21 protein-coding genes are annotated in these 26,273 nt (G+C 59.2%); 9 read left to right on the top strand and 12 right to left on the bottom strand.

What is annotated here, in order from left to right; all coding sequences use genetic code 11:
• The first annotated feature begins 73 nt into the window (after positions 1 to 73).
• Both KF841_00790 and KF841_00785 read left to right on the top strand, forming a co-directional pair.
• A complete protein-coding gene (locus KF841_00790) occupies positions 74 to 523 on the top strand; it encodes a hypothetical protein (protein ID MBX3393880.1) in 450 nt (149 codons plus the stop codon).
• A gap of 79 nt (positions 524 to 602) precedes the next feature.
• Positions 603 to 2,003, top strand: a complete 1,401-nt coding sequence (locus KF841_00785; protein MBX3393879.1) for a Glu/Leu/Phe/Val dehydrogenase — start codon at positions 603 to 605, stop codon at positions 2,001 to 2,003.
• Positions 2,004 to 2,100: 97 nt separating this feature from the next.
• On the opposite strand, the gene KF841_00780 is transcribed toward KF841_00785, so the two are convergent.
• Positions 2,101 to 2,835 carry an outer membrane lipoprotein carrier protein LolA gene (locus KF841_00780; GenBank protein ID MBX3393878.1) on the bottom strand — a complete coding sequence of 245 codons (735 nt, stop codon included), beginning with the start codon at positions 2,833 to 2,835 and terminating at the stop codon, positions 2,101 to 2,103.
• Positions 2,836 to 3,082: 247 nt separating this feature from the next.
• On the opposite strand from KF841_00780, the gene KF841_00775 reads away from it, so the two are divergent.
• Both KF841_00775 and KF841_00770 read left to right on the top strand, forming a co-directional pair.
• On the top strand, positions 3,083 to 3,649 hold the full coding sequence (locus KF841_00775; GenBank protein ID MBX3393877.1) for a sigma-70 family RNA polymerase sigma factor: 567 nt from the start codon (positions 3,083 to 3,085) through the stop codon (positions 3,647 to 3,649).
• Between the two features lie 54 nt (positions 3,650 to 3,703).
• A complete protein-coding gene (locus KF841_00770) occupies positions 3,704 to 6,769 on the top strand; it encodes a serine/threonine protein kinase (GenBank protein MBX3393876.1) in 3,066 nt (1,021 codons plus the stop codon).
• Here the strand turns inward: KF841_00770 and KF841_00765 are convergent.
• From KF841_00765 to KF841_00725, 9 genes are all read right to left on the bottom strand, one after another.
• Entirely contained in the window at positions 6,740 to 8,320 is a 1,581-nt protein-coding gene (locus KF841_00765) for a glycosyltransferase family 39 protein (protein ID MBX3393875.1), read from the bottom strand. The two genes, KF841_00770 and KF841_00765, sit on opposite strands and share 30 nt — an antisense overlap.
• Before the next feature lie 248 nt (positions 8,321 to 8,568).
• Complete coding sequence (locus KF841_00760; protein MBX3393874.1) at positions 8,569 to 9,906, bottom strand: FAD-dependent oxidoreductase; 1,338 nt, start codon at positions 9,904 to 9,906, stop codon at positions 8,569 to 8,571.
• Positions 9,903 to 10,646 carry a glycosyltransferase gene (locus tag KF841_00755; GenBank protein ID MBX3393873.1) on the bottom strand — a complete coding sequence of 248 codons (744 nt, stop codon included), beginning with the start codon at positions 10,644 to 10,646 and terminating at the stop codon, positions 9,903 to 9,905. The genes KF841_00760 and KF841_00755 overlap by 4 nt, the downstream gene beginning before the upstream one ends.
• Positions 10,647 to 10,682: 36 nt before the next feature.
• Complete coding sequence (locus KF841_00750) at positions 10,683 to 11,687, bottom strand: polysaccharide deacetylase family protein (GenBank protein MBX3393872.1); 1,005 nt, start codon at positions 11,685 to 11,687, stop codon at positions 10,683 to 10,685.
• Between the two features lie 36 nt (positions 11,688 to 11,723).
• A complete protein-coding gene (locus KF841_00745; GenBank protein MBX3393871.1) occupies positions 11,724 to 12,971 on the bottom strand; it encodes a DegT/DnrJ/EryC1/StrS family aminotransferase in 1,248 nt (415 codons plus the stop codon).
• Between the two features lie 56 nt (positions 12,972 to 13,027).
• The gene (locus tag KF841_00740; protein MBX3393870.1) at positions 13,028 to 13,993 is read right to left on the bottom strand and encodes a Gfo/Idh/MocA family oxidoreductase; all 966 of its coding nucleotides are present in this window, start codon (positions 13,991 to 13,993) and stop codon (positions 13,028 to 13,030) included.
• A 404-nt stretch (positions 13,994 to 14,397) separates the two neighbouring features.
• Entirely contained in the window at positions 14,398 to 14,994 is a 597-nt protein-coding gene (locus KF841_00735; protein MBX3393869.1) for a LemA family protein, read from the bottom strand.
• A 112-nt stretch (positions 14,995 to 15,106) separates the two neighbouring features.
• Complete coding sequence (locus tag KF841_00730) at positions 15,107 to 15,946, bottom strand: TPM domain-containing protein (protein MBX3393868.1); 840 nt, start codon at positions 15,944 to 15,946, stop codon at positions 15,107 to 15,109.
• Entirely contained in the window at positions 15,939 to 16,667 is a 729-nt protein-coding gene (locus KF841_00725; protein ID MBX3393867.1) for a hypothetical protein, read from the bottom strand. The genes KF841_00730 and KF841_00725 overlap by 8 nt, the downstream gene beginning before the upstream one ends.
• A 184-nt stretch (positions 16,668 to 16,851) precedes the next feature.
• Between KF841_00725 and KF841_00720 the strand changes: the two genes are divergently transcribed.
• From KF841_00720 to KF841_00705, 4 genes are all read left to right on the top strand, one after another.
• Entirely contained in the window at positions 16,852 to 18,261 is a 1,410-nt protein-coding gene (locus tag KF841_00720; GenBank protein ID MBX3393866.1) for a replication-associated recombination protein A, read from the top strand.
• An 8-nt stretch (positions 18,262 to 18,269) separates the two neighbouring features.
• Positions 18,270 to 18,770, top strand: a complete 501-nt coding sequence (locus tag KF841_00715) for an asparaginase (GenBank protein ID MBX3393865.1) — start codon at positions 18,270 to 18,272, stop codon at positions 18,768 to 18,770.
• 260 nt (positions 18,771 to 19,030) lie between these two features.
• The gene (locus tag KF841_00710; protein ID MBX3393864.1) at positions 19,031 to 20,545 is read left to right on the top strand and encodes a DUF1800 domain-containing protein; all 1,515 of its coding nucleotides are present in this window, start codon (positions 19,031 to 19,033) and stop codon (positions 20,543 to 20,545) included.
• Positions 20,546 to 20,642: 97 nt separating this feature from the next.
• The gene (locus tag KF841_00705; GenBank protein MBX3393863.1) at positions 20,643 to 22,124 is read left to right on the top strand and encodes a DUF1501 domain-containing protein; all 1,482 of its coding nucleotides are present in this window, start codon (positions 20,643 to 20,645) and stop codon (positions 22,122 to 22,124) included.
• 39 nt (positions 22,125 to 22,163) lie between these two features.
• Here the strand turns inward: KF841_00705 and KF841_00700 are convergent, their stop codons facing one another.
• Positions 22,164 to 22,610, bottom strand: coding sequence for a TIR domain-containing protein (locus KF841_00700; GenBank protein MBX3393862.1), 447 nt, complete (start codon positions 22,608 to 22,610; stop codon positions 22,164 to 22,166).
• Positions 22,611 to 22,788: 178 nt separating this feature from the next.
• Here KF841_00700 and KF841_00695 point away from each other — a divergent pair, with 178 nt between their 5' ends.
• Positions 22,789 to 24,012 carry a hypothetical protein gene (locus KF841_00695; protein MBX3393861.1) on the top strand — a complete coding sequence of 408 codons (1,224 nt, stop codon included), beginning with the start codon at positions 22,789 to 22,791 and terminating at the stop codon, positions 24,010 to 24,012.
• A gap of 9 nt (positions 24,013 to 24,021) precedes the next feature.
• On the opposite strand, the gene KF841_00690 is transcribed toward KF841_00695, so the two are convergent.
• Positions 24,022 to 25,890 (bottom strand): hypothetical protein, encoded by a 1,869-nt coding sequence (locus tag KF841_00690; GenBank protein MBX3393860.1) that lies wholly within the window; start codon positions 25,888 to 25,890, stop codon positions 24,022 to 24,024.
• Positions 25,891 to 26,273 lie beyond the last annotated feature (383 nt).

The raw sequence follows: 26,273 nt of genomic DNA, 5'->3' as shown, positions 1-26,273 counted from the left end.
GATCAAACCGACGGAATGCAACATCAGGAGGTGCATCATGATCCTGAGCGGGACGAGAAAGGAACGCGAACACATGAGAACAGAATCGCAACCGGTTGAGCGGCACGATCCAGTCACGGCGCGGCCGGAGTCGCTGCGAGCGACCGGCCCCACGGGCGAGACCTTTGCGTGCGAAGAGGGTGAGTCGATGTCCGCGACGCCCATTCCCGGATTGATTGGTTCCCGAAGGCGGCATGGCCAAACTGTGGGAGATCGGCATTATACTAGCGGGATCGCACGCCCTCCGGCTCAGTGGGAGCCGGATCTGACCGCTGCCCGCACGGGGTGGACGGAGGAAGACGGCGCGGCATTGCAAATGCCGGGAATGATCGTCGATCAGAATGCCGCGACCGTGTCGCTCGAGGTTGAGCAACCGACGAGAGCGACTTCGGCGAAAGGCCTCTGTGCGACGTGCGAACTTCGTGAAACCTGCACCTTCCCGAGGCCTGAGTCCGGCGTCTGGCGGTGCGAAGAATATCGCTAGTCCGGCAGGACGGCGGAGGTATCGGAATAGTATGTCCAGCATTCCGCGCAGTAAGAAGAACAGTGAGGAGCGACCTGCGATGAACAGTCCAACGACAACAGCCGAGCCTCATGCGACCGGATCGAGCAGGCACGAGTTCGCTCCGACAATTGAACGACCATCGAGCGCTGCGACCGCGGCGACAGAGACGAAGGCGACGGAATCGGCCGTCGCCGCGCCGCCGGCGCATGGTGTTTACAGCAATGTGGTGATTCAGTTCAACCGCGCTGCCGACATGATGGGGCTTGATAACAACGTCCGCAAAATTCTCGCGACGACGAAGAATGAGATTGTCGTGAACTTCCCCGTCAAGATGGACAAGGACGATCACATCGAGATCTTCACGGGCTATCGCGTACAGCACAACGACGCGCTGGGACCGTTCAAGGGCGGACTGCGTTTTCATCCCGAGGTGAACATCGACGAAGTTCGCGCGCTGGCAACGTGGATGACCTGGAAGGGCGCGATCGCCGGAATTCCTTTCGGCGGGGCGAAAGGTGGAATCCAGATCGATCCCTCGAAATACTCCAAGGCCGAGCTTGAACGAATCACCCGGCGGTTTGCGTTCGCGCTGGGAGAGAACATCGGGCCGGAGTACGACATTCCCGCGCCGGACGTGAACACCAATGCCCAGATCATGGCATGGTTCATGGATATGTACCTGTCCACCGTACCGACGCATGAACGACAGAACAATATTCATGTCGTGACCGGAAAGCCCGTTGAATCCGGTGGAAGCGTTGGCCGTGATAAAGCAACGGGCCAGGGCGTGGTCTATTGCATTCAGTGCTGGGCAGAGGATCGTGGGTTGGATCTCAAGCACCTGACATTCTCGGTTCAGGGATTCGGCAATGTCGGTTCGTGGACGGCCAGGCTGCTCGGTGAACTGGGCGCAAAGCTCGTCGCGGTCGAAGACGTGACCGGTTCGATCCGGGATACCCACGGACTTGATCCTGATGATCTCGTCAAGCATGCGTCAGGCGGGCGCGGCGTCCGGAGCTATCCACACGGCGAAAAAATCGACCACATCATGTTCATGAAGACCCCGGTTGACATCTTTGTCCCCGCGGCAATGGAAAATCAGATCACGGGCGCCACGGCGGATTGGCTGGATGTCAAGCTCGTGGCGGAGGGTGCGAACGGCCCGACAAACGTGGAAGGCGACGCCATTCTCCAGAAGCGCGGCATCGATCTGATTCCGGACATCCTGTGTAACTCGGGCGGTGTCATCGTCAGCTACTTCGAGTGGCTGCAAAACAAGCGAAGCGAATCCTGGGACCTCGAAGAAGTCGATCGAAAGCTTCGAAAGAAGATTGTCGCGGCCTATGAGCGGGTCCGCGGCACCGCGAAGGAGTTCAACACCGACTGGCGGACGGCCGCCTACATCGTCGCGTTGCGCCGACTGGAGAAGGTGTATCTCGAACGCGGCATTTTCCCTTGATGGCCCCGAGTGAATTCAAAAAAAAGCAGCCGGTGGACCTGAATCCGCCGGCTGCACTCATTTTTGGAATTCGCGATGATTCAGTTCGGCTCGCGCATCAGCGTTCCTTCGTCAGGTCCTGCACTTCAACGCCTGCTGGTGGAGTGAACTTGAAGCGATCGGGAGCGATGGTCGGATTCACCTTGATGTCGGTCAAAGTGGTCGTTGAGGTCAACTGGCCTTTGCCATCATAGGTGGTGCTCTTCAGCGGCATGCCGGTCTCTTTGCAGTAGGAACTGACCATTCGTCCGACATAGGCCTTCATCTGGGGATCCTTCGGAGTCATTTCGACGACGAATGCCGGTCGGCCGTCGACCGTTTCATCCGCAAGCACCTTGATTTCGAAGTTCTTCTCGAACTCCTTCATCGAGTCGGTCTGGTCCATCTTGGGGAGGCTGTCCTTCTTGACTTTGCTCTTGGTGGCCTGCTTGTTGCCGTCGGTGTCGGAGTAGGTGTAGATGTATTCTCCGTCGCAGATGGTCAGCATGGTAATGTTGTTCTTCATTTCTCCGCCTTCGTACTTCGTTTCCGACTTGGTCTTCAGGTCCTGGCGGTATTGAATCTTGCCGTCCTTTTCGGCGTACTCAAAGGACATCTCGGATTCGCTCTTGTTGCTCATATTGGGATCTTTGGTCTCATGAACGGTCTTCATTTTGTACTGCATCGACTTGATCTTGGCGGACGCCTCGCCAATCTTCTTGGCGACGTTCTCCCACGTTTCGGCATGGGATGACGCGGCGGACAGGGCAAGGGCGACAGCCGCGATCAACGTCAGTTGGAACAATTTTTTCATGTCTCGCATCCTTTCAGAAAAATTGGCTCGATCCAGATTTCTTGGTTCGATCAAACTCGGTTGGAAATCGGGGGGGTATATACACGGAAACGCAATCCGCGGTTGAAACCCTTGAAAATCGCCGACTGGCGGGCCGTATCCGCCTGAAGTCCGGGCGCATCCTACCTCGAACCGGCGCAGTTTTGAATGCCGGCCACATCGGGTTACAATTTTTGATGGGATGCAGATCTTCAAACGGGACCCGGACATGTCCGATTGCGACGCGAAAGAAGCGACTGAAGCCCTCCGGCTGATCGGCAATGGCGACGCAAGTGCCGCGGAACGATTATTACCCGTTGTCTATGCGGAACTTCGGGCGCTAGCCGGCAGCTACTTTCGTGGACAGCCGTCGGATCACACCCTTCAACCCACCGCGCTCGTGCATGAAGCCTTTGTACGGCTGATCGACCAGACATCAATCCAGTGGAAAAGCCGAGCCCATTTCATGGCCGTCGCCGCGACGGCGATGCGCCATATTCTGACGGATCATGCTCGACGATCAAACGCGGCCAAGCGCGGCGGCGGACAACGGTGTATCGAGCTCAATGACGGCATTGCCTTGTCCAGCGCGGCTCAGATCGATCTGGTGATCCTTGAAGATGCGCTGAGCAAGCTTGCAAGTTACGATGCGAGAAAGCACCGAATCGTGGAACTCCGGTTCTTCGGCGGCCTTTCGGTGGACGAGGCGGCGGAGGTTCTCGGTGTTTCGAAATCGACCGTCGAAGCCGATTGGCGGGCGGCCCGTGCCTGGCTGAGTGTGGAACTGGCAAAGTAGCGTGAACCGCGTCGCAAGCGATGGGAAGCCCCGATCCGCTTCGGATTTGGATAGATGGATTCGCAGCGATTCTTCAAGGTAATGAGTTTGTTCCAGGAGGCGTGCGTCCTCGAGGGCGCGGCGCGTACGGCCTATCTCGATCAGGCTTGTGACGGAGACGGCGCGCTGCGTTCCGAACTCATGGCGATGCTGGAAGCAGATGCCGCTCGTGGGGCGCCGCTTGACGCCAATGGCGGGGGAATGCATCTGCTGGCCGCGCACATGGCAGAGGAGCAACTTCAGTCCGGGACCGCGGCCGGCAGCGCGTCGCTTGCAGCGCCACCCTCGAACGCATCGGGGCTATTCGCGGGGCAGTATCGGATCATCCGCCAGATCGGCGAAGGCGGCATGGGTGCCGTTTACGAAGCCGAGCAGTCGAGACCGCGTCGCATCGTCGCCCTGAAGTTGATTCGTGGCGGATCACATTCGACCGGACTTCTTCAGCGATTTGAGCATGAAGCGCACATCCTCGGCCGGCTGCAACACCCCGGCATCGCCCAAATCTATGAGGCGGGCACCGACGAATCGGGGCAGGCATACATTGCGATGGAGTTCGTGGCGGGGCTGCCGATGACGGAATTTGCCAACACCCACGAACTGTCGGTGCCGGATCGGCTTGCATTGATGATGAAGGTTTGCGATGCGGTGCAGCACGCTCATCAGCGCGGCGTGATTCATCGCGACTTGAAGCCCGGCAACATTCTCGTGGTGGACGAGGGAGTGGACAGGAGGATTGACGCGGGTCTCAGCAAAAACGTCGAGAGCGGTCTCGTATTTCAGACAGCAGGCGGCTCGTCCGCAACGACGTCGCTGCGGAAGTCGAGCGTATCGCTCGGCCAGCCGAAGGTACTTGATTTCGGCGTGGCACGCTCCTTCGGCGACGATCAGCAGATTACCACGATGCACACGGTGTCGGGGCAACTCATTGGCACGCTGGCTTATATGAGCCCTGAGCAGGTCTCCGGCGAACCGGAGGATGTTGACATCCGCTCCGATGTCTATGCGCTGGGCGTGATTCTCTTTCAGTTGCTCTCCGGTCAGATGCCATACGATCTGAAGGCGAAATCACTGCCAGAGGCTGCGCGCCTGATCCGCGATGTCGAAGCGCCGACACTCTCATCTTTCAGCGCGCACTATCGCGGAGACATTGAAACGATTGTCGTAAAGGCGCTGCAGAAGGATCGGGAGCGTCGATACCAGTCGGCGGCGGAGCTTGCGGAGGATATCCGCCGTCACCTTGCCGGCGAGCCGATCGGGGCAAAACGGGATTCGGCTTTGTACGTCCTGCGAAGACAGCTCCGCCGGTATCGCGTCCTGGTTGGCGCCGGGGCGCTGGTCGCCGCGATGACAGTCGGATTCGCTGCGTGGCTCAGTGTTCTTTATCAGCGACAGGGCCAACTGCTAAATGATGTCGAGTCTCAGCGCGACAAGGCGATCGCGGCGAGCAAGCTTGCAGGTGATCGACTGAAGAGTGCGAACGAACTGAGGGAACTGGAGGCCGGCGCTCGGGAGGCGGCGGTCCGATCGGCCGGACGGGCTGAGAGTGTAAAGCGATTTCTACAACAGATGCTGTCTCATGCCGACCCGTCGCTGGCGCGAGGTCCGGAGCTTACGTTGCGTGAACTACTTGATGAGTCGGCATCGAGGATGAATGCCGGCGCCTTCACCGACTCGCCGGACATCGAGGCTGAAATGCGGCTGACGATCGGCGAAGCTTACAGCCGAATCGGCCGATACGACGAGGCAATGCGGCATTTCAATCGGGCGCTGGAAATCAATCAGAATCTGACGCCGGGGGACTCGGCTTATACGGCCGAGAGCAAATCGCTCCTGGCGGGCTTGTACGGCGAGATCGGCAATCTCGAAGAGGCGGACCGGCAATCGCTTGATGCGGTCGAGATGTTTCGGCGATTGGAGGACCACTCCTGGATTTATGGGGCCGCGCTGAATACACGGGGCATCATCCTGCTGAAACGGGCTGACTATGCCGGCGCGGAAGCCGTTTTTCGTGAATGTATGGAGGTCTGGCGCGTCCTGCATGGCGATCGGCATGTCGAAGTGGCGGGAATGATGCAGAATCTCGGTGCCGTCTATATGGCATTAGGCAGGCGGGCCGACGCCGAATCGATGCTCGAACAGAGCGTGGCGCTCTTCGCGGAGCTGCTGGGCTCGGAGCATCCGTACGTCGCGTTGGGATTGAACAATCTGGGCGCCATGGCGTTCGCCCGGCAGGACTTCGACCGTGCCGAAGAGCTGCTGACCGAATCGCAACGATTGCGGCGGATCTACTTCGGCGAGGATAACCTGGTCACGATCGAATCGCTGGTGAACATCGGAATTCTGCGTCAGGTCCGGGGCGATATGAAGCACGCGGAGTCGTCATTCCGCGAGGCGATCGAGGCACAGCGACGGCTTCTGGGCCCGAGTAATCCGCGATTGGCCGACACACTCTCGAAACTGGGCCAGTTGCTGCAGGAGGAGGATCGTCTCGACGAGGCGGAGGAGTGCTATCGGGAAGCGCTGGACATTCGCCGGGGAACGGAAGGGCCGGGACATCCGAACACGGCCAGTGATCTGAGCGGGCTGGCATCGATACTCAGTGCTCGCGGCGATTACGAAACCGCCGAGCAGATGCATCGAGAGGCACTGGCCATTCGTCGCAAGACGCTGCCACCGGGTCATCGGGATATTTCCTCGACGCTTGGGATGCTCGCAGCCTTGATGATCATGCAGGATCGTTTTGAAGAGGCGGAACCGCTGGCGCGCGAAACGATGGCGATACGTCGGGAGACCATTCCGAATCACTATCTTTATGCCAATTCCGTGTCACGACTTGCCGCGGTACTCACTGGATTAGGTCGTCTTGAAGAGGCCGAGCCGCTCGCGCTTGAGGGATGGGAACTTATTCAGTCGATGCGGCATGTGCCGCTGGCGTATCAGCAGGATGCCGTCATTACGGTCATCCGCGTGTATGAAACAGCGGGAAGGGCGGAAGAAGCAAAGCACTGGCAAGCACGGCTGGATGCACTGACGTCGTCCGCGGGCAGCGAGTCAGCGGGCGACGGCACCGACGCGCCATAGCGTCGCCGAGACACCTCGCGCCGCAAAGTGTTGTTCCGGCACGGCCAGGGTCGACAAATCCAGCGAGCGGCCGCGGCAGATCCAATCGGCCGAGAGCGTCCAGATTCCGCAATTCGGATTGGAACGAATGAAATCCATCAGAGCAGCCCGGTCGGTTTGCGTGAGCATATCTTCTTGATCGCCAAGTGTGATGATTTTGTCACTGAGGCGATTTGTCGGTCGATACTCGATCAACTGCGATGATTCGATGGGCGTGTCGTTCCGCCGCGCGTAGGCACGGAAGGCACCGAATGAGTAGAGCGGGTAATTTTCCTGCATCTCGTGAATGAATCGGTCGCCGGGCTGAATCCGCGAGCGCATCGCTTCGAACAGATTCCGCCAATCGGCGCGCGATCCGGGCGACGCGAGATAGTGCGCGCTCACGGCGAGCGGCGCCACGACGAGCAGAACGATGCACGGGGCGAGACGGCCGCGGAAAAGTCGATGCGCGCCAATTGCGAAGAGGGGAGCGAGCGCCGGAACAATGAGCAAGAGATATTTTCGGTGGATCAGGTGGACGCCGAACAGGACCGACATGGCGATGTAGGCCAGCGGCGTGAGAATGGCAAGCATCGCGAAGAGACGCATCGCTGGAGACTGGGGCGATCGGGCTTTGCGGGGCTTCCCGGTCAGCCCTGCCGACCCGAGGATGCCGGCGGCGCCCAGCGCCAATAAGTAGATCACCCAGCGATGCGGCGACGATACCTGCTCAAAGCCGATGCCGAATGGAGAAAGCTCGGCGAGGCGCGAGACCACACAGATGACGAGTGAGGGTGCTTCTCCGACCGCATGAATGCCGTCTCCCGCCGCCATGGTGATGAATCGGAAGACATAGTACGGCGATGCAAGCAACATGCCGACAGTGACTGCGATCATGGCGGTCCTGGAATCCGCTTTGCCATTGGGCGTCATCGATTTGATACCTGCCGTCGTGAGGCCGTTGCTTCGCAGCGCGCTGAACGCCGCGTGGATCAGGACGGCGAAGGGCGCGGCGAGACCGAAGCCATCAAGGTGTGCGGAAAGGCCGGTGATTAGTGCCAGAATCAGGGCACCTTTGATTCTCGGGCGAGCGAGCAACGAGAGGTAGGCCGTCAGGACTGCGACCGAGAGCAACTCGGCCAGCGCGTAAGCGCGCGCTTCCTGGGCGAATCGGATATTGACCGGCATTACGGCATACAGGGTGAGCGCCAGCAGGCTGATTCGCGACTCGAGCCGAGCGAGGCGGAGCAGGCGCACCATGAGGAACATGGAAATAATCGAGCAGATCGCGCTGGGCAGTCGAAACAGCGTGTCGCTGGACTTGAAAACGTCCGGAAGCTGTTGATAAAGCCAGTAGAACGAAATTGGATGAGGATCGTCACCGGCGATGGCTATGATTCCGTCCCGCGCGGTTGCGGCATAGTCTGTCCACGCCTCGTCCTCCCAGAGTGACCGTGATCCGAGATTCACGAGCCGCAGCACGACTCCGACGATGAGAATGATCCCGACGAGCAACACGACGCGACCGTTCAAGCTGAACGCCGGATGCTCTGACAACCGGAGCGCCGGCGAAACCGGAGTTGACCGATCGCGCGGTTGCTTGAGGGAATCTTCGGTCGGCCCGGTTCGGAGGGTCGTTGCATCGTCCGGCGATGGCGCGATGGCGGATTGGTGAATTGAGATGGATCGATTGAGCGAAGCCATTTGAACTGAGCGACCTCTCTATCATCAAAGGGCAGGAAGCTCGAGACGCACTCCATCGACCAATCTTCACTGGTTTATCAAGCCGCGTCCGTGTGGCTCAGCACGGGATGCTCAATGCGCCTGGGCGAGGCGAGTCCTGCAGAGAGCATTGCACTGACCGCGTCCTGCGCGAGCTTTACGCTTGTATTCCATGAAGTCACCATGGGATAGGCTTGCGCCGTGGTTGCAAGGAATACCCGCGTATCTGCGATGCGCGGCTCCGGTCTGTTCCGCAGGTATCCGCGCGGCCACACCGGTTCGACGTGTGGAGCGCGGAATACGTATGCCGCCTCGATATCGCCCGGGTCAAAGTTCGGATAGAGGCGTGAGAGTCCGTCGCGGGCCAGGCGAATCTGCGATTCGTCGTCCGCATTGTACGGCGTGCTGTCTTTGGAGCAGTAATTCATCAGGTAGATGAGGTGTCGGTCGCCGATCCATTCCGGGCGAATGACATGTGTCGTCTCCACGACACCCTGGAATGGAAAGCCGCTTTCGACGACGGCTGTCCAATAGTGCCGGTCGAGGCGTCGTTTCGCGACGAGCAAGACGTTCACGACGCCCTGATATTCCAATTCCGGTAGTGGGATTTTTGGCGCGAGTCTGCGATCCGAGATGTTTCGAAGCAGGGGCATCGGGAGGGTTGAAAGCAGCGCATCAAATTCGCCCTCCGCGCCACGACCGGCCACTCGCACGCCGTCGCGTGTTTCCCAGAGACATTCGATCGGCGTGTCGAGGCGAATTTCGCCGCCGGCAGCGATGATTGCATCGGCCAGTGAGTCAACGAGCGTACAGAGCCCTCCGCGAAGCGCCGCTTTGACCTCCTCGCCGCCATTCTTTTCACGATTAAGTGTGTTCCAAATCCAGTACGCCGGGACGCGATGTCGCAGGTCACCGAACTTCGCATTGAGCAACGGCTCCCAGATTGCGCGATAAACGCGCTGGCCGAACAATCGCTTGAGCCATTCGTGGGCCGGCAGATCATCGAGGGGACGCCCGTGCTTTTTCAGCCTGGTGATGTAGAGCGCTGCGAGACCGGTTCGGATGCGATCCGGGATGCTCAGCGCGCCGAAGCGCATCAGGTCGAGCGGTGTATTGAAGGGGTAGTGTTCCCCTCGGACGATGAATCCCATCGTTGTCGTTGACCATGCGAGATCGTCGCTCAGTCCCATTTCATCGATCAGGGCAAGCAGGTGTTCGTCACTGTCGAGGATGACGTGGTAAAATTTGTCGAGACGCCGGCCTTCATGCTCAAATGCCGCGCCGAGACCTCCGAGATACCCGGAGGCTTCGAAGAGCGTGACGCGATTGCCACGCTTGGTGAGCCTCCACGCGGCCGACAAGCCGGCAATTCCGCCCCCCAAAATGGCAATGTTCACGCTGCGCCTCCTTCGGTGATGTTCTGCTTTGGTCCGCGACCGAGCAGCGATCCGGCGATGAAAACGCAGTGATCGATGATGGATCGAACGATGGGCATCTTCGATTCTCCGTGCCGGCGTTCGGTGAGGACGAGCGGGAATTCGACGATCCTGTACCCCTTGCGATGGGCGCTGATGAGCACTTCCGTGCAACTGAGGAAGCCGCGGCTTGTCGGCATGATGTGCGCAAGAATCTCGCGTCTGTAGATTCGAAGCAGGCACGAAAAGCTGTACAGGTTGGACCAGAAGGCAATTCGATAGAGCAAAGACAGATTTCGACTGAGAAAGAGCCTGAAACAAGATATATTTTCGACGCTGCCGCGCGGATGGAATTCCGAACCTGTGACCACATCGATTCCGTCTGTCATCATCGGCAGCATGTCAATGAGATACATCGGGTCGTAGGTGCAATCGACGTCCATGATGGCAACGAATTCGCCGGTCGCTTCACGAAAGCCCGTGGCGATCGCTCCGCCGAGTCCCCGGTTGATTTCATGCCGAACGATAGCGGCCGGGCGCAATTCGTGCGGCATGCTGTTGAGAATTTCAGCAGTTCGATCCCGGCTGCCATCGTCGACGAAAAGGAAATCGAGCGCCACGTCCGGGCCGAACGCGCGCTTGAGATCAATCAGGCGTTCGAACAGCGGCGGCAGGGCGTCTTCCTCGTTGTAACAGGGCAGGATGAGCGTGAGCGTCTTCATGATGACCCGATCCTTACGATGTCCTCGGCTTGCGACTCATTTAAGGCTGCGTTCGAAGCGCAACGCCATTGACTCGAGCGTGTTCAGTTCGTATCCAACCGTGAATGCCGACAGCATCTCGTCCACGTCCGCGAGCCGCCGCTCCACGTCTCGCTTCATTCCCGGATGCACGGCGAAACGCGGATCGACTCCGGTGTCGTTCAGCCCCACGAGTTCAACGGCGTGGAAGTGGAAGTTGAGCGGGAGGCTGAATCGACGCAGCCAACTCAGGGATTTTCTGAACACCGTCATCCCGGTTGACTGCACCCATGTTCCATAGAAGGGCAGTCGCGAATAGGGCAGCGCGGAGAGCGGCAGTTCGAGAATGCCCTGCTGCCGAATCCGGTGGGGGCGCAGAGGTGATAAAAGCCGCCAGTATGAGCCCGGCCGCACATCCCATTTTCGAAAACGAGATTTGATGAGCACCGCCAGGTCAATGACCGGCGCAATCATCGACGGATGCACGGACGAGTCGTATTGATAGTCAAGGCGTTCGAGAGTCCTGAGTGTCTTTTGGCAGATGTCGTAGCAAGGCGCTCGAAACCCGACGATGCGCCGGCCAGCCAGTTCGCAAAGCGTGTCGTGTGCCTCGACAATTTCCCTTCGGCGACCGGAATCCGAGAGCGCCGACAGCCGGCGCGGATGGGTCATCGTGTGATTGGCAATCTCGTGTCCGGCTTCGATTGCGTGACGGAGAATCGCTGCATGTGCCGGTACCATCGCATCACGTGCAATGACGAAGAGCGTGGCGCGAATGTCGTGCTTCGCAAGGATTTCAAGGAATCGCACGAGGCCGTGCGTGTAGACAGGGTCCGCCGCGAGATGGGATTGAAATCCGTAGCCCCGTGCGTAGTCCGACAGGGTGTCCATATCGATGCTGATCGCCCCGATGGTCCGAGTCGCGCCGGCCTGTTGGGCATCCCGGCGCGATCGCACATTGGAGAAGGCCTGTTCAGGCGTCGAAGCCGTGGCCATCGGTGACGAGCGAAATGCAATATTCATGTCAGCCTGCACTGGCAAATCCAAGACTCCGATGATTCAGGAGAGATTCCCTTTAATCGCGCGCTGGATTGTTGTTGCGATCAGGTCGACGACGCTTTCGTCGTATCGCTCGTTCCAGCCGATGCAAAGCAGATGTTCGAGGCCGTTGACTGCTCCGGGATAGGCGCTGCGGTCATATCGCAAATCGGCGCCGTTGGCTCGGACGGCTTCAAAGAAGGGGAAACCGCTGTTTCCGAACATTTTTCGATCACGGAGGAAACCGTATTCGAACGCGAGTTTCTGAGTGTAGCGAGGTGCGGTTCGGGCACCGATCCGCCGCAGTGCATTTGACATGGCATCCAGCTCTAAGCTGGAGAGCGGGTCGATCAGGCGAATCGAGTATCGCCAGTACACATGGGTACATTCGTGATGATCCGGCGGACAGACCAGGCCCGCGAGATTCGAGAGCTTCGCCGTCAGGCGGGCGGCCAGTTCCCGCCGTTTGGCGACGAATTCATCGAGTCTCGGGAGCTGTGCCATGGCGACGGCCCCCTGGAGTTCGGTCATTCGATAGTTCAGGCCGAGAAATTCGTGGTCGGGCTGTGCATCTCCGAATCCCCAACCCTTGTCGTGGAACAGTTTCATGAATCGAGCCCGCTGCGGGTCGCGCGTGACGACGAGGCCACCTTCGCCGCAGGTGATGTGCTTGCCCTGCTGGAGGCTGAAGCAGCCGATATCGCCGATTGTCCCGATTTTCCGGCCTCGGTAAGTTGCACCGAATGCCTGCGCTGCGTCTTCAATCACGATCAGGTTGTGTTCCCGGGCCAGCGCCATGATCGGATCCATGTCGCATGGCAGTCCAAAGAGGTGTGTCACGATGATGGCCCGCGTGCGAGGAGAGATGCGGGCCGCAATCGTCTGGGCAGTCAGGTTGCAGGTTTCGGGATCGACGTCGGCGAAGATCGGGATGGCGCCCTGATAGAGGATGGGCATCACCGCTCCCATATCCGTGATCGGCGAAGAGATGATCTCGTCACCCGGCTTCGGATCGACGGCGGCGATTGCGGTGTGCAGTGCGGCTGTCCCGGATGAGACCGCGGTGCAGTGCGGCATGTCGCACCACTGGGCGAAGGCTCGCTCGAGAGCGGGCACGATCGTTCCGTACTGACTGATCAGCACGCCGCGATCAAGCGCTTCGCGAATCAGACGGATTTCCTCTTCTCCGAATGATCGTCCGGATGCGTCGGCATCGTTTGGAACGATGTTGATCGGCGTGGAGAGTATGCTGCTTCGAATCTGTGTCATGGAATCTCCCTCGATTGCTCAACCAAAGGATCGTGTTCAGTTGCATGATGGTCAGATCAAACAGTCAGCGCCTGTACCGGTTCTTCGCAGCGTCTGCTCAGCAATGAGCGATAAGCCGCATCAGTGACCGCAACAGCGGCAAATCCGTCTTCATAGACCGCACTGGGCCGAGAGCGACCGGCGACGAACGAAACGAAATTGGCAAGGACCTCGGTCCAGATGTCGACGCCCTCCGCGGAAGCGTGCCGGATGAGCTTTCGTTGGGAATCGAACGCCTGCATTTCATAACCGAGCCGGGCGTAACCGCGGGTGCCGAAAATCTCGATCAGCGGCGCCATCGGAGCGGGTGACTCCCAACTTACGAAAATGTCGGCGCCGGCTCCTCGTGTGAGTCGCAGTTTCATGGAAGCGGACTCTTCGACTTCCAGTGATCGCGAACTGCCGGTTGTGTGGGCGATGACGTCCTCGACGGAGCCCAGAACGAAATGGACGAGATCCACTATGTGTACACCATTGTCGAGCAGCACGCCGCCGCCGGAACATTCAGGATTACTGAACCACTTGCCGGTCATGTCCGCGTCTGAGGTGGCGGTTCCGCGTACATGAGTGATGTCACCCAATTCGCCGCGGGCGATCATGTCACGGAGCATGACCGCACCGGAAAGGTGGCGGAATTTGAATGCACATGCGAGCAGGTCGCTGCGAGGAATTCGCAGGCAATCGTCCACGCTGGGTGCGAGCGGCTTTTCGCAGAGCACTTTTATATCGCGTTCGATGGCGGCCGACACGATCTCCGCATGTGTATTGGGCGGTGTGCAGACGGTTACGCCGTCAAGCGGTTCGGCGAGTAGTGATTCGAGGCTGGTGAATGCGAGCGCGCCGTGCTCGTCGGCGAATTTGCGAACGGAATCCTGGTCGCTATCACAACATGCGACGATGCGGGCTTCGGGTATCTTGCGAAGCTGGTCGGCGTGACGGCGGCCAGCGTGGCCGCATCCGATGATGGCAATGCGCATGTTCAATCCCCTCTCCGATGAGTCGGCTTTGCGAACGCCGATTCGATTGACCCGAGTCGGTCGCGTGCGAGATGGAGCGGGGAATCGGCCCGTGGAAGTCGATCCGGAAGTTGCCGATCGGGCGGCTCATTCTCCTGGAGTGTTTCATTCTTTGTGTCGGGACGAACCCCTGTCCCGACTCCCCCCTGCATGATCGCGATCAAGTATATGGAGGGTTTTTTTGAAGGGTCAACGAGCAGGCACCGGCTGAAGCGCGAACCTACGGTTGTTCTGAGACTCTGGCGCGCGAGAGGGCTGCCGATTTACGTTGGTCGTTGTAAAGCGGTACATTTTCGGGCTCGCCATCTGCGAACCGGGGGCTGAAGCGCAATTAATTGATCGCACCCGATTCTCGGGCGAGCAGTGGACCGCTAGGGCTTGGATGATGTATCGGTGAACTCAACCTTCGGCGCTGTTCGGGCCGTCTCGGCCGCTTCAAATCGCCGTGCCGGGGTGACGCCGGCCCAACTCGCGGCAATCGAGCCGATTGGTCCGCGGACGTGTGTATTGAGTTTCATCACCGCTTCGTTGTAGCGCCGTCGCTTTTCTGCGATGCGATTTTCCGTGCCTTCAAGCGTGACCATGAGATCGCGGAAATTTGAGTTTGCCTTCAGGTCGGGGTATTTCTCCTGGAGCACCAGCAGGCGCGACATTACCTCGCCGAATCCGCCGGCTGCCGTGGCCTTGTCGCCGGGCGTGGCCGCGGTGAAATATCGTTCCCTAGTCTTGGCGATGGTCTCCAAAAGTCCCTTTTCATGCTGGGCATAGCCTTTGACGGATTCAACAATGTTGGGCACGAGGTCATATCGGCGCTGCAGGTCCGTTTCGATGTCACCCCAGGCGGTCTTTACGGCCTCGTCGAGGCTGATGGCGGTGGTGTAGCTGCCGTAGAGCGTACAGCCACCAATGAGGACGGCAAAGAAGAAGAACGCGAGACCTCCGACGAGTATGATTCTTCCCACACGCATGTTCGCAAATCTCCTGAATGCTTGCTGAACCAGTTGTTCCAATACCTTCTAGTCTGGAATTGGAAAAAGGGTCATTCGAATTTCGGACCGTTTTTTCACTCGCTGTCCTGACTCACCAGCTCCCGCCTGATCCGCCGCCGCCGAACGAACCACCACCGCCACCGCCAAAGCCGCCACCGCCGAAGCTGCCTCCTCGGTGGCTGCTGCCCCAGCCTCCTCCGCCGAGCATTCGTCCGAGCATCATTCCGGCCACCAGATTGCCCAGACCGCTGCTTCCGCGAATTCCGCGACGACTGCTGCGTGATAATGAGGAGACGAGCACCAGGACGATGATGAACATGAAGAAACAACTGGCTCCGCCATCACCCGGTCTATCTTCGCCGGTGCGCGACTTGACCGCAGGCGGCGTAGCAGGCATGCCCGACAGCGTCGTCCCCGCCTCCGTCGCCACCTGGTTGGCGATGGCGACCGTGGCGAGATAGATACCCGCTGAAAAATTACCTTTGCGGAAGTTTGGCAGGAAGCACTCATTCTGCACGCGATCAAGGAAGAGGTCGGGCAGCGCGCCTTCAATGCCCTGGCCTGTGATTGTTCGGTACTTCCGATCGCTGTGCGCGATAATCATCAGTATTCCGTTGTGCTTTGTCGCGTCGCCGAGTTTCCATTCTCGCGCGAGTTCCATCGCGAATTCGTGCAGGTCGCGGCCGTTGGTCGATCGGATGGTAACGATTCGCATCTGGGCAAGGTTACGTTGTTCCAGCTCGAGCAGAATCGCGTTCAATGCGTTGGTTGTCTGGGCGTCGATAATGCCTGCTTGATCGATGACGCCGGTGCGTGGCGTCGACGCTGGCTGTGCGCGGAGTGGCGCGGTCACGCTGAGAAGCGTTACGATGGTGACCAATGCGACGTGGAGTCTGTCGTGCCGGGTCAGGCTTGTTGGAAGTTCATGCATCAATTCGCTCCGCGAGCGTTTCGACATTGGCGTAGAACGCTTGAAACTCCGGCCAACCCAGGTCGCCGTGGGCAAGAACGACGTCGCGCAAACCCGCGCACGGGACCGACCAGGTCTGCTCGACCAGCGTGATGAGCTGATCGGGAGGCACGAATTCCTTCCTGCCCTTCAGCCAGAGCACGCCACGCAATGTACGGAGCAGGTGGAGGCCGATATCAGCTTCGATTTCGCTGAGAATCTCCTCACGTCCGGCCGCTTCCAGCAATGCCTGGCGGCATCGTATCAGCACACGCTTGAGTTCTCGCTCGCACTGAAGTCGCAGGTGTTCGGGTTGAATCCGGATCTGATCGAAGCAATCCTCGCCGAACACAGTGACGCGGCGCAGGTGAATTTCAAGCAACTCGAGCGGGAACGAATCGAGTGAGTCACGAATGTATTCCGGAGTCATGATGAGCGGGGCGGCAATGCCTCGCGATCCGAAATCGGGTCCTCTTTCCGCGATTCGGCGAAGCAAGCCGAGTTCGACGCGATCAAGGATAAGCACGTTGGCCGCCGCCATCCGTGCGAAATCAAACTGCGGCGTCAGGACCGGGCCGAAGAATGTCAGGCCGCGGATCTGATCACCCGCGATCTGCCGAAGCATGGCGCTATAGGCATCTACGGCCGCACGCATGGAGGGTGGGATGAGCTCACTCGTTTTTGTTTTCTGCGGCTGTATCATTTTTTTCCGGTTCTTACACGAATGTGATTCCGTGACGGCGCAATTTGTCGATAGCAAGGCTACCGCATCAGGCGGCCATTCGATCCGACAGCAGACCGGTAGATAGAATACGCCGATTTTTGTGTATCGGCCATTCCACAATGTGACGTGTTTTCTAATCGTGGGGGACGTATGATTCAACAAGATGGACTTATTTGCCGAACAGCGAAGGCAGGCGCGGGCTCGTGTACAGCCGTTGGCTGTGCGGATGCGGCCGCGCACGCTTGATGAGTTTGTTGGTCAGGCCCACTTCCTGGGGCCCGGGAAACTGCTTCGCCGCCTGCTCGATGCCGATCGCCTCTCCAGCGCGATTTTCTACGGCCCGCCCGGCACCGGCAAGACGACGCTTGCGCACATCATCGCAAATCAAACCCATGCGGCGTTCGAAGAGGCCAACGCCGCGGCGATCGGCGTCAAGGATGTTCGTGAGGTGATTGCCCGAGCGACCGCACGCCTTGAAGAAGACGGCCGGCGCACCGTGCTGTTCCTGGATGAAATACACCGATTCAATCGAGCGCAACAGGATGTACTGCTCGGCGATGTGGAGGCCGGTGTTCTCATATTGCTTGGCGCGACGACGGAGAATCCGTTCTTCGCGGTGAATGCGGCATTGGTGTCTCGCAGCCAGATCTTTCAGTTTGAGCCGCTTTCGGACACGGAGATCAAGCGGCTGATCGCGATGGCGTTGACCGACGCGGAGCGAGGCATGGGGCGGTTGCGCGTGACCTTGGATGACGCCGCACTCGACGTGTGGGCGAACCTGTGCGACGGCGACGCCCGTCGTGCGCTCACGGCGCTGGAAATCGCCGTGCTGTCGCAGGGCGGACGCGCAACGGCTGGTTCGTCGAGCGATCGTCCGCCGGAATCCGGCGGTGAACAGCCGGCGATTCATATCACGATCGAGGTGGCGCAGGACTCCATCCAGCGCAAGGCGGTGGTGTATGACGGCACCGGCGATGACCATTACGATGCAGCGAGCGCGCTGATCAAGTCGATGCGGGGGAGCGATCCGGATGCGACGGTCTATTGGCTCGCGCGAATGCTGGAAGCTGGGGAGGATCCGCGTTTCTTGGCGCGTCGAATCGCCATCTGCGCGGCCGAAGATGTCGGGAATGCCGATCCAATGGCACTTGTTCTGGCGAATGCCGCTGTTCAAACGACCTTGTTTGTGGGCATGCCGGAATGTCAGTTGCCGCTCGCACAAGCGGCGATCTACATCGCCTGCGCTCCCAAGTCGAATGCAAGCGCGCTGGCCATCTGGGCTGCTGCATCCGACGTGAAAGAGGGTCGCACCATTCCGGTTCCTCGGCATCTGCGTGACGCGAGCTACCGCGGCGCGAAGAAGCTGGGGCATGGCGCGGGCTATCAATATGCGCACGATGAGAAAGACGGCATCGCAGCGCAGGACTATCTTGGGGTTGACAAAGTATATTATTCTCCAACTGATCGCGGTCACGAGCGCGCGATGCGAGAATATCTCGAACGATTCAAGCACATTCGAGATTCGGCGAGGGTGGGCGGTCTCAAGTCTCCCAAGCCTCCGAACCAGCCGTGAGAGACCGTATGCGTATCATGATCCTGACTACCGGCGGCACGATCGAGAAAACCTTCAACGAGAGCGACGGCACGCTGCGGAATGTCGGCTCTGTCATGGAGCACATTCTGGGCCGGCTGAGACTGCATGATCTGACGTTCGGTCATGTTCGGGTCATGTCGAAGGATTCGCTGGAGATGACCGACGACGATCGCGGCGCGATCCTGGCAGCTGTTCGGGATGCGTTGCCGAAGGCAGATGCCGTGCTGGTGGTTCACGGTACGGATACGCTGTCCGTGACCGGCGAATATCTTTGTTCCAATCTGCCGCAACTAACGAAGCCCGTCGTGCTGACCGGAGCCATGCGGCCGTTCGAATTTCGGGACAGCGACGCATTTCAGAACATGACGGAGGCGCTGCTCGCCTGCCGGCTGCTGGATTGCGGGGTGTATGTAGTGATGCACAATCAGGCGCTTCGCTTTCCCGGAGTGGTGAAGGATCGCCAGAGGATGACGTTTGTCCGAAAATGATACGCGGAACGGGAGGCACCCGCGTGGCGGCAAATCTTATCTGGACATTGAATCCAACCAGCCAATGCCGGTATGATTGAAAAGAGGTGGTTTCGCGGCGAAATCAGGCTTTCGGCAAAGGCATGGTGTGGAGTGCCCGCCAGCCGATCCGCCTTGGCCCTCTATCGCAAACCCCTGTTCAATGGTTCGGACTCTGATCTGATCGCGCGGTGATGAGGCTCTGATGCACCGGAGCGAGCTACCATCAGGAATGTAGTGATATGGATGTCGGCCGCGCTCTGATCGGGAAACTTGCGGAACTGGATCGAGCATCGCGATCGGATTCAATTCTGTCGCGCCGGCGATTGCTCTTCGGCGGAGCGGCAGCTCTCGGGGCGCTGGCCGGCCGGGCAAAGGAAGCGAATGCCGCGCCATCGCAGGCGCAGCTTCGATTCCTAGTTGATCGTCTGACCTTTGGCTGGACCCAGGAAGAACAGACGCTTGCGGAATCGCTTGGGTATCATCAATACCTTGAACATCACCTCAATCCGTCAGGCATCGACGACAGCGCCCTGGCGAATCGTCTGAGCAGCTATCAATACCTCGGCCTTCTGCCGTACCTCGCACATCTGCTCGTCAATGTTTCGCTTGCGTATTATCAGTTGTACGAGGCCGCAGTGCTTCGGGCGACTTACAGCAAGCGGCAACTTTATGAAAAGATGGTTGAATTCTGGAGCGACCATTTCAATATCTTTCTTTTCATGGGCGATTGCGCGTGGGTAAAGAACTGGGAAGACGAGCATGTGATCCGCCCGCATGCGATGGGCAAGTTTCGTGACCTGCTCTCGGCGAGTATGCACAGCGGCTGCATGCTGCATTATCTGAACAACGAACTGAGTGTCGTTGGGAACCAGAACGAGAATTATGCTCGCGAATTGCTCGAACTGCATACGATGGGCGTTGACGGCGGCTATACCCAGCAGGACGTGGTCGAAGTTGCACGCTGCCTGACTGGGTGGAGCTTCTATCGCTACTATTCCGATGGGCCGTTGATCAAGATGTTCCGTTTCGTTCCACAGAACCATGATTACGGCCCGAAGACCGTTCTCGGCCATGCCATTCCCGCTGGCCAGGGCATCGAAGATGGCGAGATGGTTTGCAATATTCTCGCATCGCATCCCAGCACGGCCCGATTTATTTCGACAAAGCTGTGCAAGAAATTCTGGAGCGAGAATCCGCCTTCATCCCTTGTCGACGCCGTCACCGCGACCTATCTGGCCACCGATGGCGATATCAAATCCATGTTGCGGACCATTTTCACCACGCTCGATCCTCTTACGGCTGATCCAAAATTCAAACGGCCGTTTGATCTTGCAGTCTCCTCGCTTCGGGTGACGAATGCGAACTACGATTCGACCGGCAACCCGGTCTCGCAGGCGATGCTTGACCAATTGATTTCGATGGGACAGTTGCCGTTTAACTGGGCACCTCCGGACGGCTATCCGGATCGTATGGATTTCTGGGTTGGATTGCCGCTTGCCCGGTGGAATTATGGCGCGGCGCTGCTGAATAACCAGATTCAGAGCGTAATCGTGGATGTAAACCAGTTTTTCGGCAATGCGACCACGGCGGATGCCATGGTCAATCGCATCAATCTCAAGATGTTCGGCGGTTTGCTGTCCTCGGAGGAGCGGTTGCTCATCCGTGATTATCTGGCGACGAATCCGGGATCCGAGACGACGCGGCGCGAAGCGATCAGCCTGGCGATCGCCGCACCGACATTCCAGTGGTATTGATTCGACGACAAGACCGCCTCGTCCCGGATTGACATCGCGGATTTGTAACCGAATTTCGACCCGCGGCGAGATGCCGTGACGTCGTGTGGAGTGAGCGATGGATTCGAATGACAGCTACGGCTGTTCGGAGTACATGAACCTGTCGCGCCGGCAGTTTCTAGCGACGACCGGTGGTATGGCAGTTGCGCTGGGAATGCCCTCGTGGCTGCCGAACGTCGCATATGCTGATGAAGGCTGTGGCGAGCGCGATGTCATCGTCTCCATTTTCCTTCGTGGTGCGGCGGATGGACTGACGCTCTGCGTTCCGCACGGGGATAATCTCTACTACGCGGCACGGCCAACGCTGGCGATTCCTCGGCCCGATGCGCCGGGCAGCTTCAAGGCCATCGATCTCGACGGTTTCTTTGGATTCCCGCCGCAGTTGGCGCCATTGATTCCCGCTTATCAGAACGGCGATTTGCTGCTCGTCCACGCTTCCGGTTCGACCGATCCGTCACGGTCGCACTTCGACGGACAGCGATTCATGGAAGTCGGCAAGCCGGGCGATATCACGATATTCACCGGCTGGCTTGGCCGTCACCTGCTGAGCATGGCGCCGATGCAACCGGAGGCCGTCCTGCGCGGGATCGGAATCGGGTACGGCTTGCAGCGATCCTTGCAGGCAGGACCGAAGACGATTCCGATTCCCAAGCTCAATCAATACGACCTGGGCGGGCAGCTCAGCACCGTCGGCGCGCGGCGGGCGGTGATCGAAGCCATGCATGCGATCACACCGGATCCGCTTCGGGCGGCCGCATCAACCGCCCAGGAAACCATCGACCTTCTCGGGTCAATCAACTTCGACGGCTACATGCCTGAGGGTTCGGCGATCTACCCCGAGAATGACTTCGGGATGTCACTCAAATCGACAGCCGCGCTTATCAAGGCGGATCTGGGAGTAGAGGCTGTCGCGATCGATGTCGGCGGTTGGGATACACATGTTGAGCAGGGTGTGACTGAAGGCGGGCGAATGCATCGGCTGATGGACGCTCTGGCCCGCGGGCTTGCCGCGTTTCATGCCGACATGTTTTCGACCGCCGCCCGTAATGTGACGGTGGTTGTCATGTCGGAATTTGGTCGGCGCCTGCTGCAGAACGGAGGTCTTGGGACCGATCACGGACACGGCAACGTCATGTTCCTGATGGGACCGGGAATCGACGGTGGCCGGGTGCTGGCCGATTGGCCGGGCCTGGAGGCCGGGCAGCTCTTCGAAGGACGCGATCTTGAAGTGACGACGGACTTCCGTGACGTGCTGGCGGAAGTGGTGCAACTGAGGCTCGGCAATCCGAATCTCTCGGCAGTGTTCCCCGATTACACGCCATCCTTCCCCGGCGTCACGCGGGCCTGTGTTCGTGGCGATCTGAATTGCGATGGCGCGGTCACTGTCGAAGACGTCGAGCCATTCTCACAAGCGGTGATCGATGCGGATGGCTATCGCCGTGATCATCCGACCTGTTCGATTAATTCCGCCGATCTGAACAACGACGGATTGATAGATGGCCGCGATATTGAAGAATTTGTCCGTCGGCTGGTGGACTGACGGCCGCCGACCGCGTGCGAGCCGGCCTTTTCGAGGCGCTCAGTCCTCCAAGATAAAATCCTCGCAGGGGTCCTGCTGATCCGCCGCCCATGCGATCGCGTCCATTACGAAAGTCCGCTTTAGCTTGATGAACATGGTCCCCGCGCCAATCAGCGACGGCGGGTGCGCGTAGAGATCATCCAGCATGACGGCGACAAAGCCGCCACGATGGGTCTTTGATCGAGCCGTCGTCAGCTCCCATTTGATCCAGGGGTCCAGAAAGGTCGCCTGTCCGACGACACAGACGACCACGTCGGCGGCGTGGATCTGCGCGCGAAGTTCCGTCTTGAGCGGCTCTGCCAACTCGCTTTCGGGGTTGATACTGTGGCGTTGGTTGTATCGGGCGATGTCGGAATTGGTCCTTGGCCATGCATCGAGCTTCGCTGCGATCAGGTCGTGATCCGGTTCGTGGCAGATGTAGAGTTTTGTTGCGGCAGACGCGTTCATCGGGTGTAAGATAATATGACGGGGACGCCGGAGCGGCGAGCGGTGGAATTTTCGGAACCAGGGGATGTATTGCGATGTTCTGAAAAACCCCAGCACGTTTTCCCGACTTTTTCGTCGATAGATAATAAGATAGAGCGTGCAGGCATTATTCTGCCATCGAGGGATTTCACGGAGGCGCATGGTGGTTGATCGCACCCGAACCCGCTCGATTCGAGGCATCTCGCTTGCGGCGGCGCTGCTGCTCTTTCGGTCCGCATTGGTCGTCGCTGCAACGCATGATGAACTTCCGAACGATGCGTCAATCTCCAATGCCACACAGTCCGTCAGTGCGAACGAGGAGATCAAGGGTCTCATCGACTCACTGGGCCACGAGGAATGGACCGCCCGCGAATTTGCAGCGGTGAAGCTGGAGCGGTATGGGCCGGCAATCTACGACGTGCTGCGCGAGGCATACCGAACCACCGATCGGGTTGAGGTTCGCAATCGCCTGAAGCGCGTTGTGTACGAGATCCATCTGAATCAGAACGTCGGTCCTGTTCGTGCATTTCTTGGCATCTCTCATTATCCGGCGGATGTCACTTTTGAGGCGGATCCGCGTTTGACTCCCGGCGCGACAGGCCTGCTTTTCACGGACATCGTGCCGGGTTCTGCGGCAGCTTTGGTTGGCCTTCGCAAGGGCGATGTACTCATCGGTCTGAACGGCCGGCGCGGCACAATGGCTGAATCGGCGGCATCTTTCGTCTCGTGGATTGCCGGTCAGATTCCGGGCACGAGCTGCGTCGTCACCGTATTTCGCGGCGGAGCGGGCCGTACACTGAATCGCGAAACGGTCGCCGGCTTTGACGTGCGCGGCTTTCAGCGGGCATCGACCCGCCTCATCACATGGGAGACCGATCGCCGCCTGCCCGATGGCGCAGTGGGTCTGGAGTTGACGGAGGTCGAACGGGCGGACAAGCGGCTGGACCTGCGATCCGGTGACTTGATCGTTGCAATCAACGGCCGGCGACTCGTGCCGGAAACCGCACTGTCAGATTTCGAGCGACTGATTCACGAACAGGCGTTGACCGATCCGGATGAGGACGAAAACGATCCGAATCGCCAGCCGCAGGTTCAGCTTGTGCCATTGCTGAATCGCGGAATCGTCGTGAACAACAATGCGACCAACATCAAACCGTCTGTTCAGATTGTTCGCGGAGGCGAGGTCAGGGATTTCGAAGTGACACTGCTTGCGCGGCCATCAAGTCTTCGAGGGGGACGGGCATTTCAGCGGAACACGTCACCGAGGGCGATCAGCGATGCCGATGATTCGTTCGTGCAGATGTGGCGCGAGACCTTCGCGTTGCCCGGCCTCGCATCGGATCGAACGGATTCCGATGCAGTGTGGCGCCTGGAATCCAGATAGCCCCGTGATTCACTCCGGCTCTGCCGCGGTGGAGTTCGAGTCATCCAGCTTCGGATAAACCGCGACCGAGCAGTGGAGCGCCCCCGCGCGGCGCTGACTTTCAGCGCAGCGAATCGGCACGATCTCAACGCCGGAGCCCAACTCACGTTGAAAAATCGCGGACGCGGAGTCGTCGAGTGCCGCGTAAAGTCCGCCGATGGCGGGCATCAGGTATTGTCGCGTGGTGTGGATTCCGTTAAGCGGGTTGATTGCGCGCTCGCCTTCGCCGACGCACGGCACCGGAACAACCTTCCAGCCCCAACTCTCGATCAACTGGTGCAGTCTGTTTCGATCGGCATCCAGGCGACTGAACGATTCGAGATATGCGCGGGTATCCGCGTTGGAAGACCGTACGACTCGATGGACGAATGAGTCCATCGCTACAAGGAAGATTCGAAGGTTGCCGACGTGTGAGTCCGTCGGAGATATTGAGAAAGTGCGCGCAAAACTCTCCGAAAAATGCCCGGCGCGATCAACGCCGCGGGCAAGCGCCGGCGCAATCCGCTTAAGCAACGTGTCCGGATCGTTCGCTTCCAGTGCCGCGATCGCACCATCCGCATCTGATACCGTGATTCGTTCGGCGGACCGCATTGCCCGAATGCCCGCCGCGAGAACGAGCTTCGCACCCGCCGGGACATCCTGCACGAAAGCCGTCAGGCGGCCGTCGACCGCCCGAACCGACACATCGTAATCGACATGAAACGACACGGACGGCAGAATTCGCGTTTCGTCCACGCCGAATTCCGCGGTGAAAGCGGTGGTTGCCTGTTCCACGCTAAGCCCCAGCGCGACATTGCGCGCAATCTCTGCCTCGCCGACAAGAAGTATGGTTCGGCCGGTCTTCGGCTCGCGGACGGCCAGGAGATTTCCACCTTGAAACAGCAGGCTCGACTGAAATACACGGCCACCCGTCGCCGACAGTGCGTCGATTACCTGTGATTCGCCGGGCACGAATACGGTGACTTCATCTCGCCGGCTTGCGTAGCGCGGCGCGAGCGTTGCGGTTGTCTCAGGCTTCCCGTTGAGGCCGACCTGAACGCCGGCCTTCGCATTATCCTGCGCCCACTGCGCAAGCGGGTAGGGCACGACGATCAACGTAGGCGGCTCGCCGGTCAGACGCCAGTCACGTGCCGTATCGAGCAGCGTGGGGAGGTGAAGATCCTGTATTGATGCCACGATTGAGGCACTTTTGAATTCGGACGCGAATTGCCTGACGATGTCCACGCATCCGCCGTCGCCTTGACCAAGCCAGTCATCGCCGCGCGTGAACTGAACGCGGGCCTCGCCAATTTCCATTTCACCGGACTCGGCGACAACGCGAAACCGCGGATTGGTCGGCCGGAAAGAGAAGGTGAACCGATGTGCGAACTCGTCGATCGCGTCGTCATCGATGATCTGGCTCACTCGTCTTGAGAATTCGCTGAGCGTAATTCGATCGCCCGTCGATGCAGGGATCGGGTTGTCCGACAGGCCGAAATGGGAAAGCAGGTCCGCCGGAATGCCGATCTTGCGGAGATGTCGTCGTTGCTGGGCAGGTGACATTGTGGTGAACGCGGCCGCGCCATGTTCACGAATGGCCGCCGCCGTTGTCCAGATCAGGCCCCGCGTGGCGAGATTCGTGGCAACGATTCTGCGGCTCGATCGAAGTGAATCGTTCTCAGCAGGATCGGGACCGATCGGCCACGGATCATCGGCCGCCTGAAGTATCGGCGCTCGAAAACCCCGAAGCGGAGGAATCATGTCACCCATCTTGAGGAGTTCAGCCGCTTCCCCGGTCGGACGATCGGGCACGACGACGATCGGATCGAAGGCTGTGGTTGGCGGATCGGATGCTGCCACGGCCGGTGGTGCAATCGATGCCAACAGAAGGGCGGTGGCTACCCAATAAAGGCGGGGGCGACGACTCAGTCGGGTAGGCCACGGCCAAGACACCGCGTGAGCTTTCATTTTTGATGTCTCCTGCCGGCGGCGCGTTTCGATGCCGTTGGCTTTCGGCGTGGCGCCGATTCACCGTTGTCGGCGTGGCTGGCTTTGGTCTTGTGCAAAGCCCACCCAAGTATTCGCAGGACAATCAGCAAGAGAACGAATGCCGATACCGCGGGGATTAGCATATACCAAAAGGGTGAAATCGGCTTATGGACCGGGAGCGACGGCTCATATTTGAGCTTGTTCTCATTTGGCGTTGCATCCATCTCGATGGGGGCGGCGCTCCTGGATGACGG

Source organism: Phycisphaerae bacterium (assembly GCA_019636475.1).
In the GTDB taxonomy this organism is placed as follows: Bacteria; Planctomycetota; Phycisphaerae; order UBA1845; family UTPLA1; genus JADJRI01.
The sequence above is the reverse complement of the archived record's forward strand: the minus strand, read 5'-3'. Positions and strand labels throughout refer to the sequence as shown.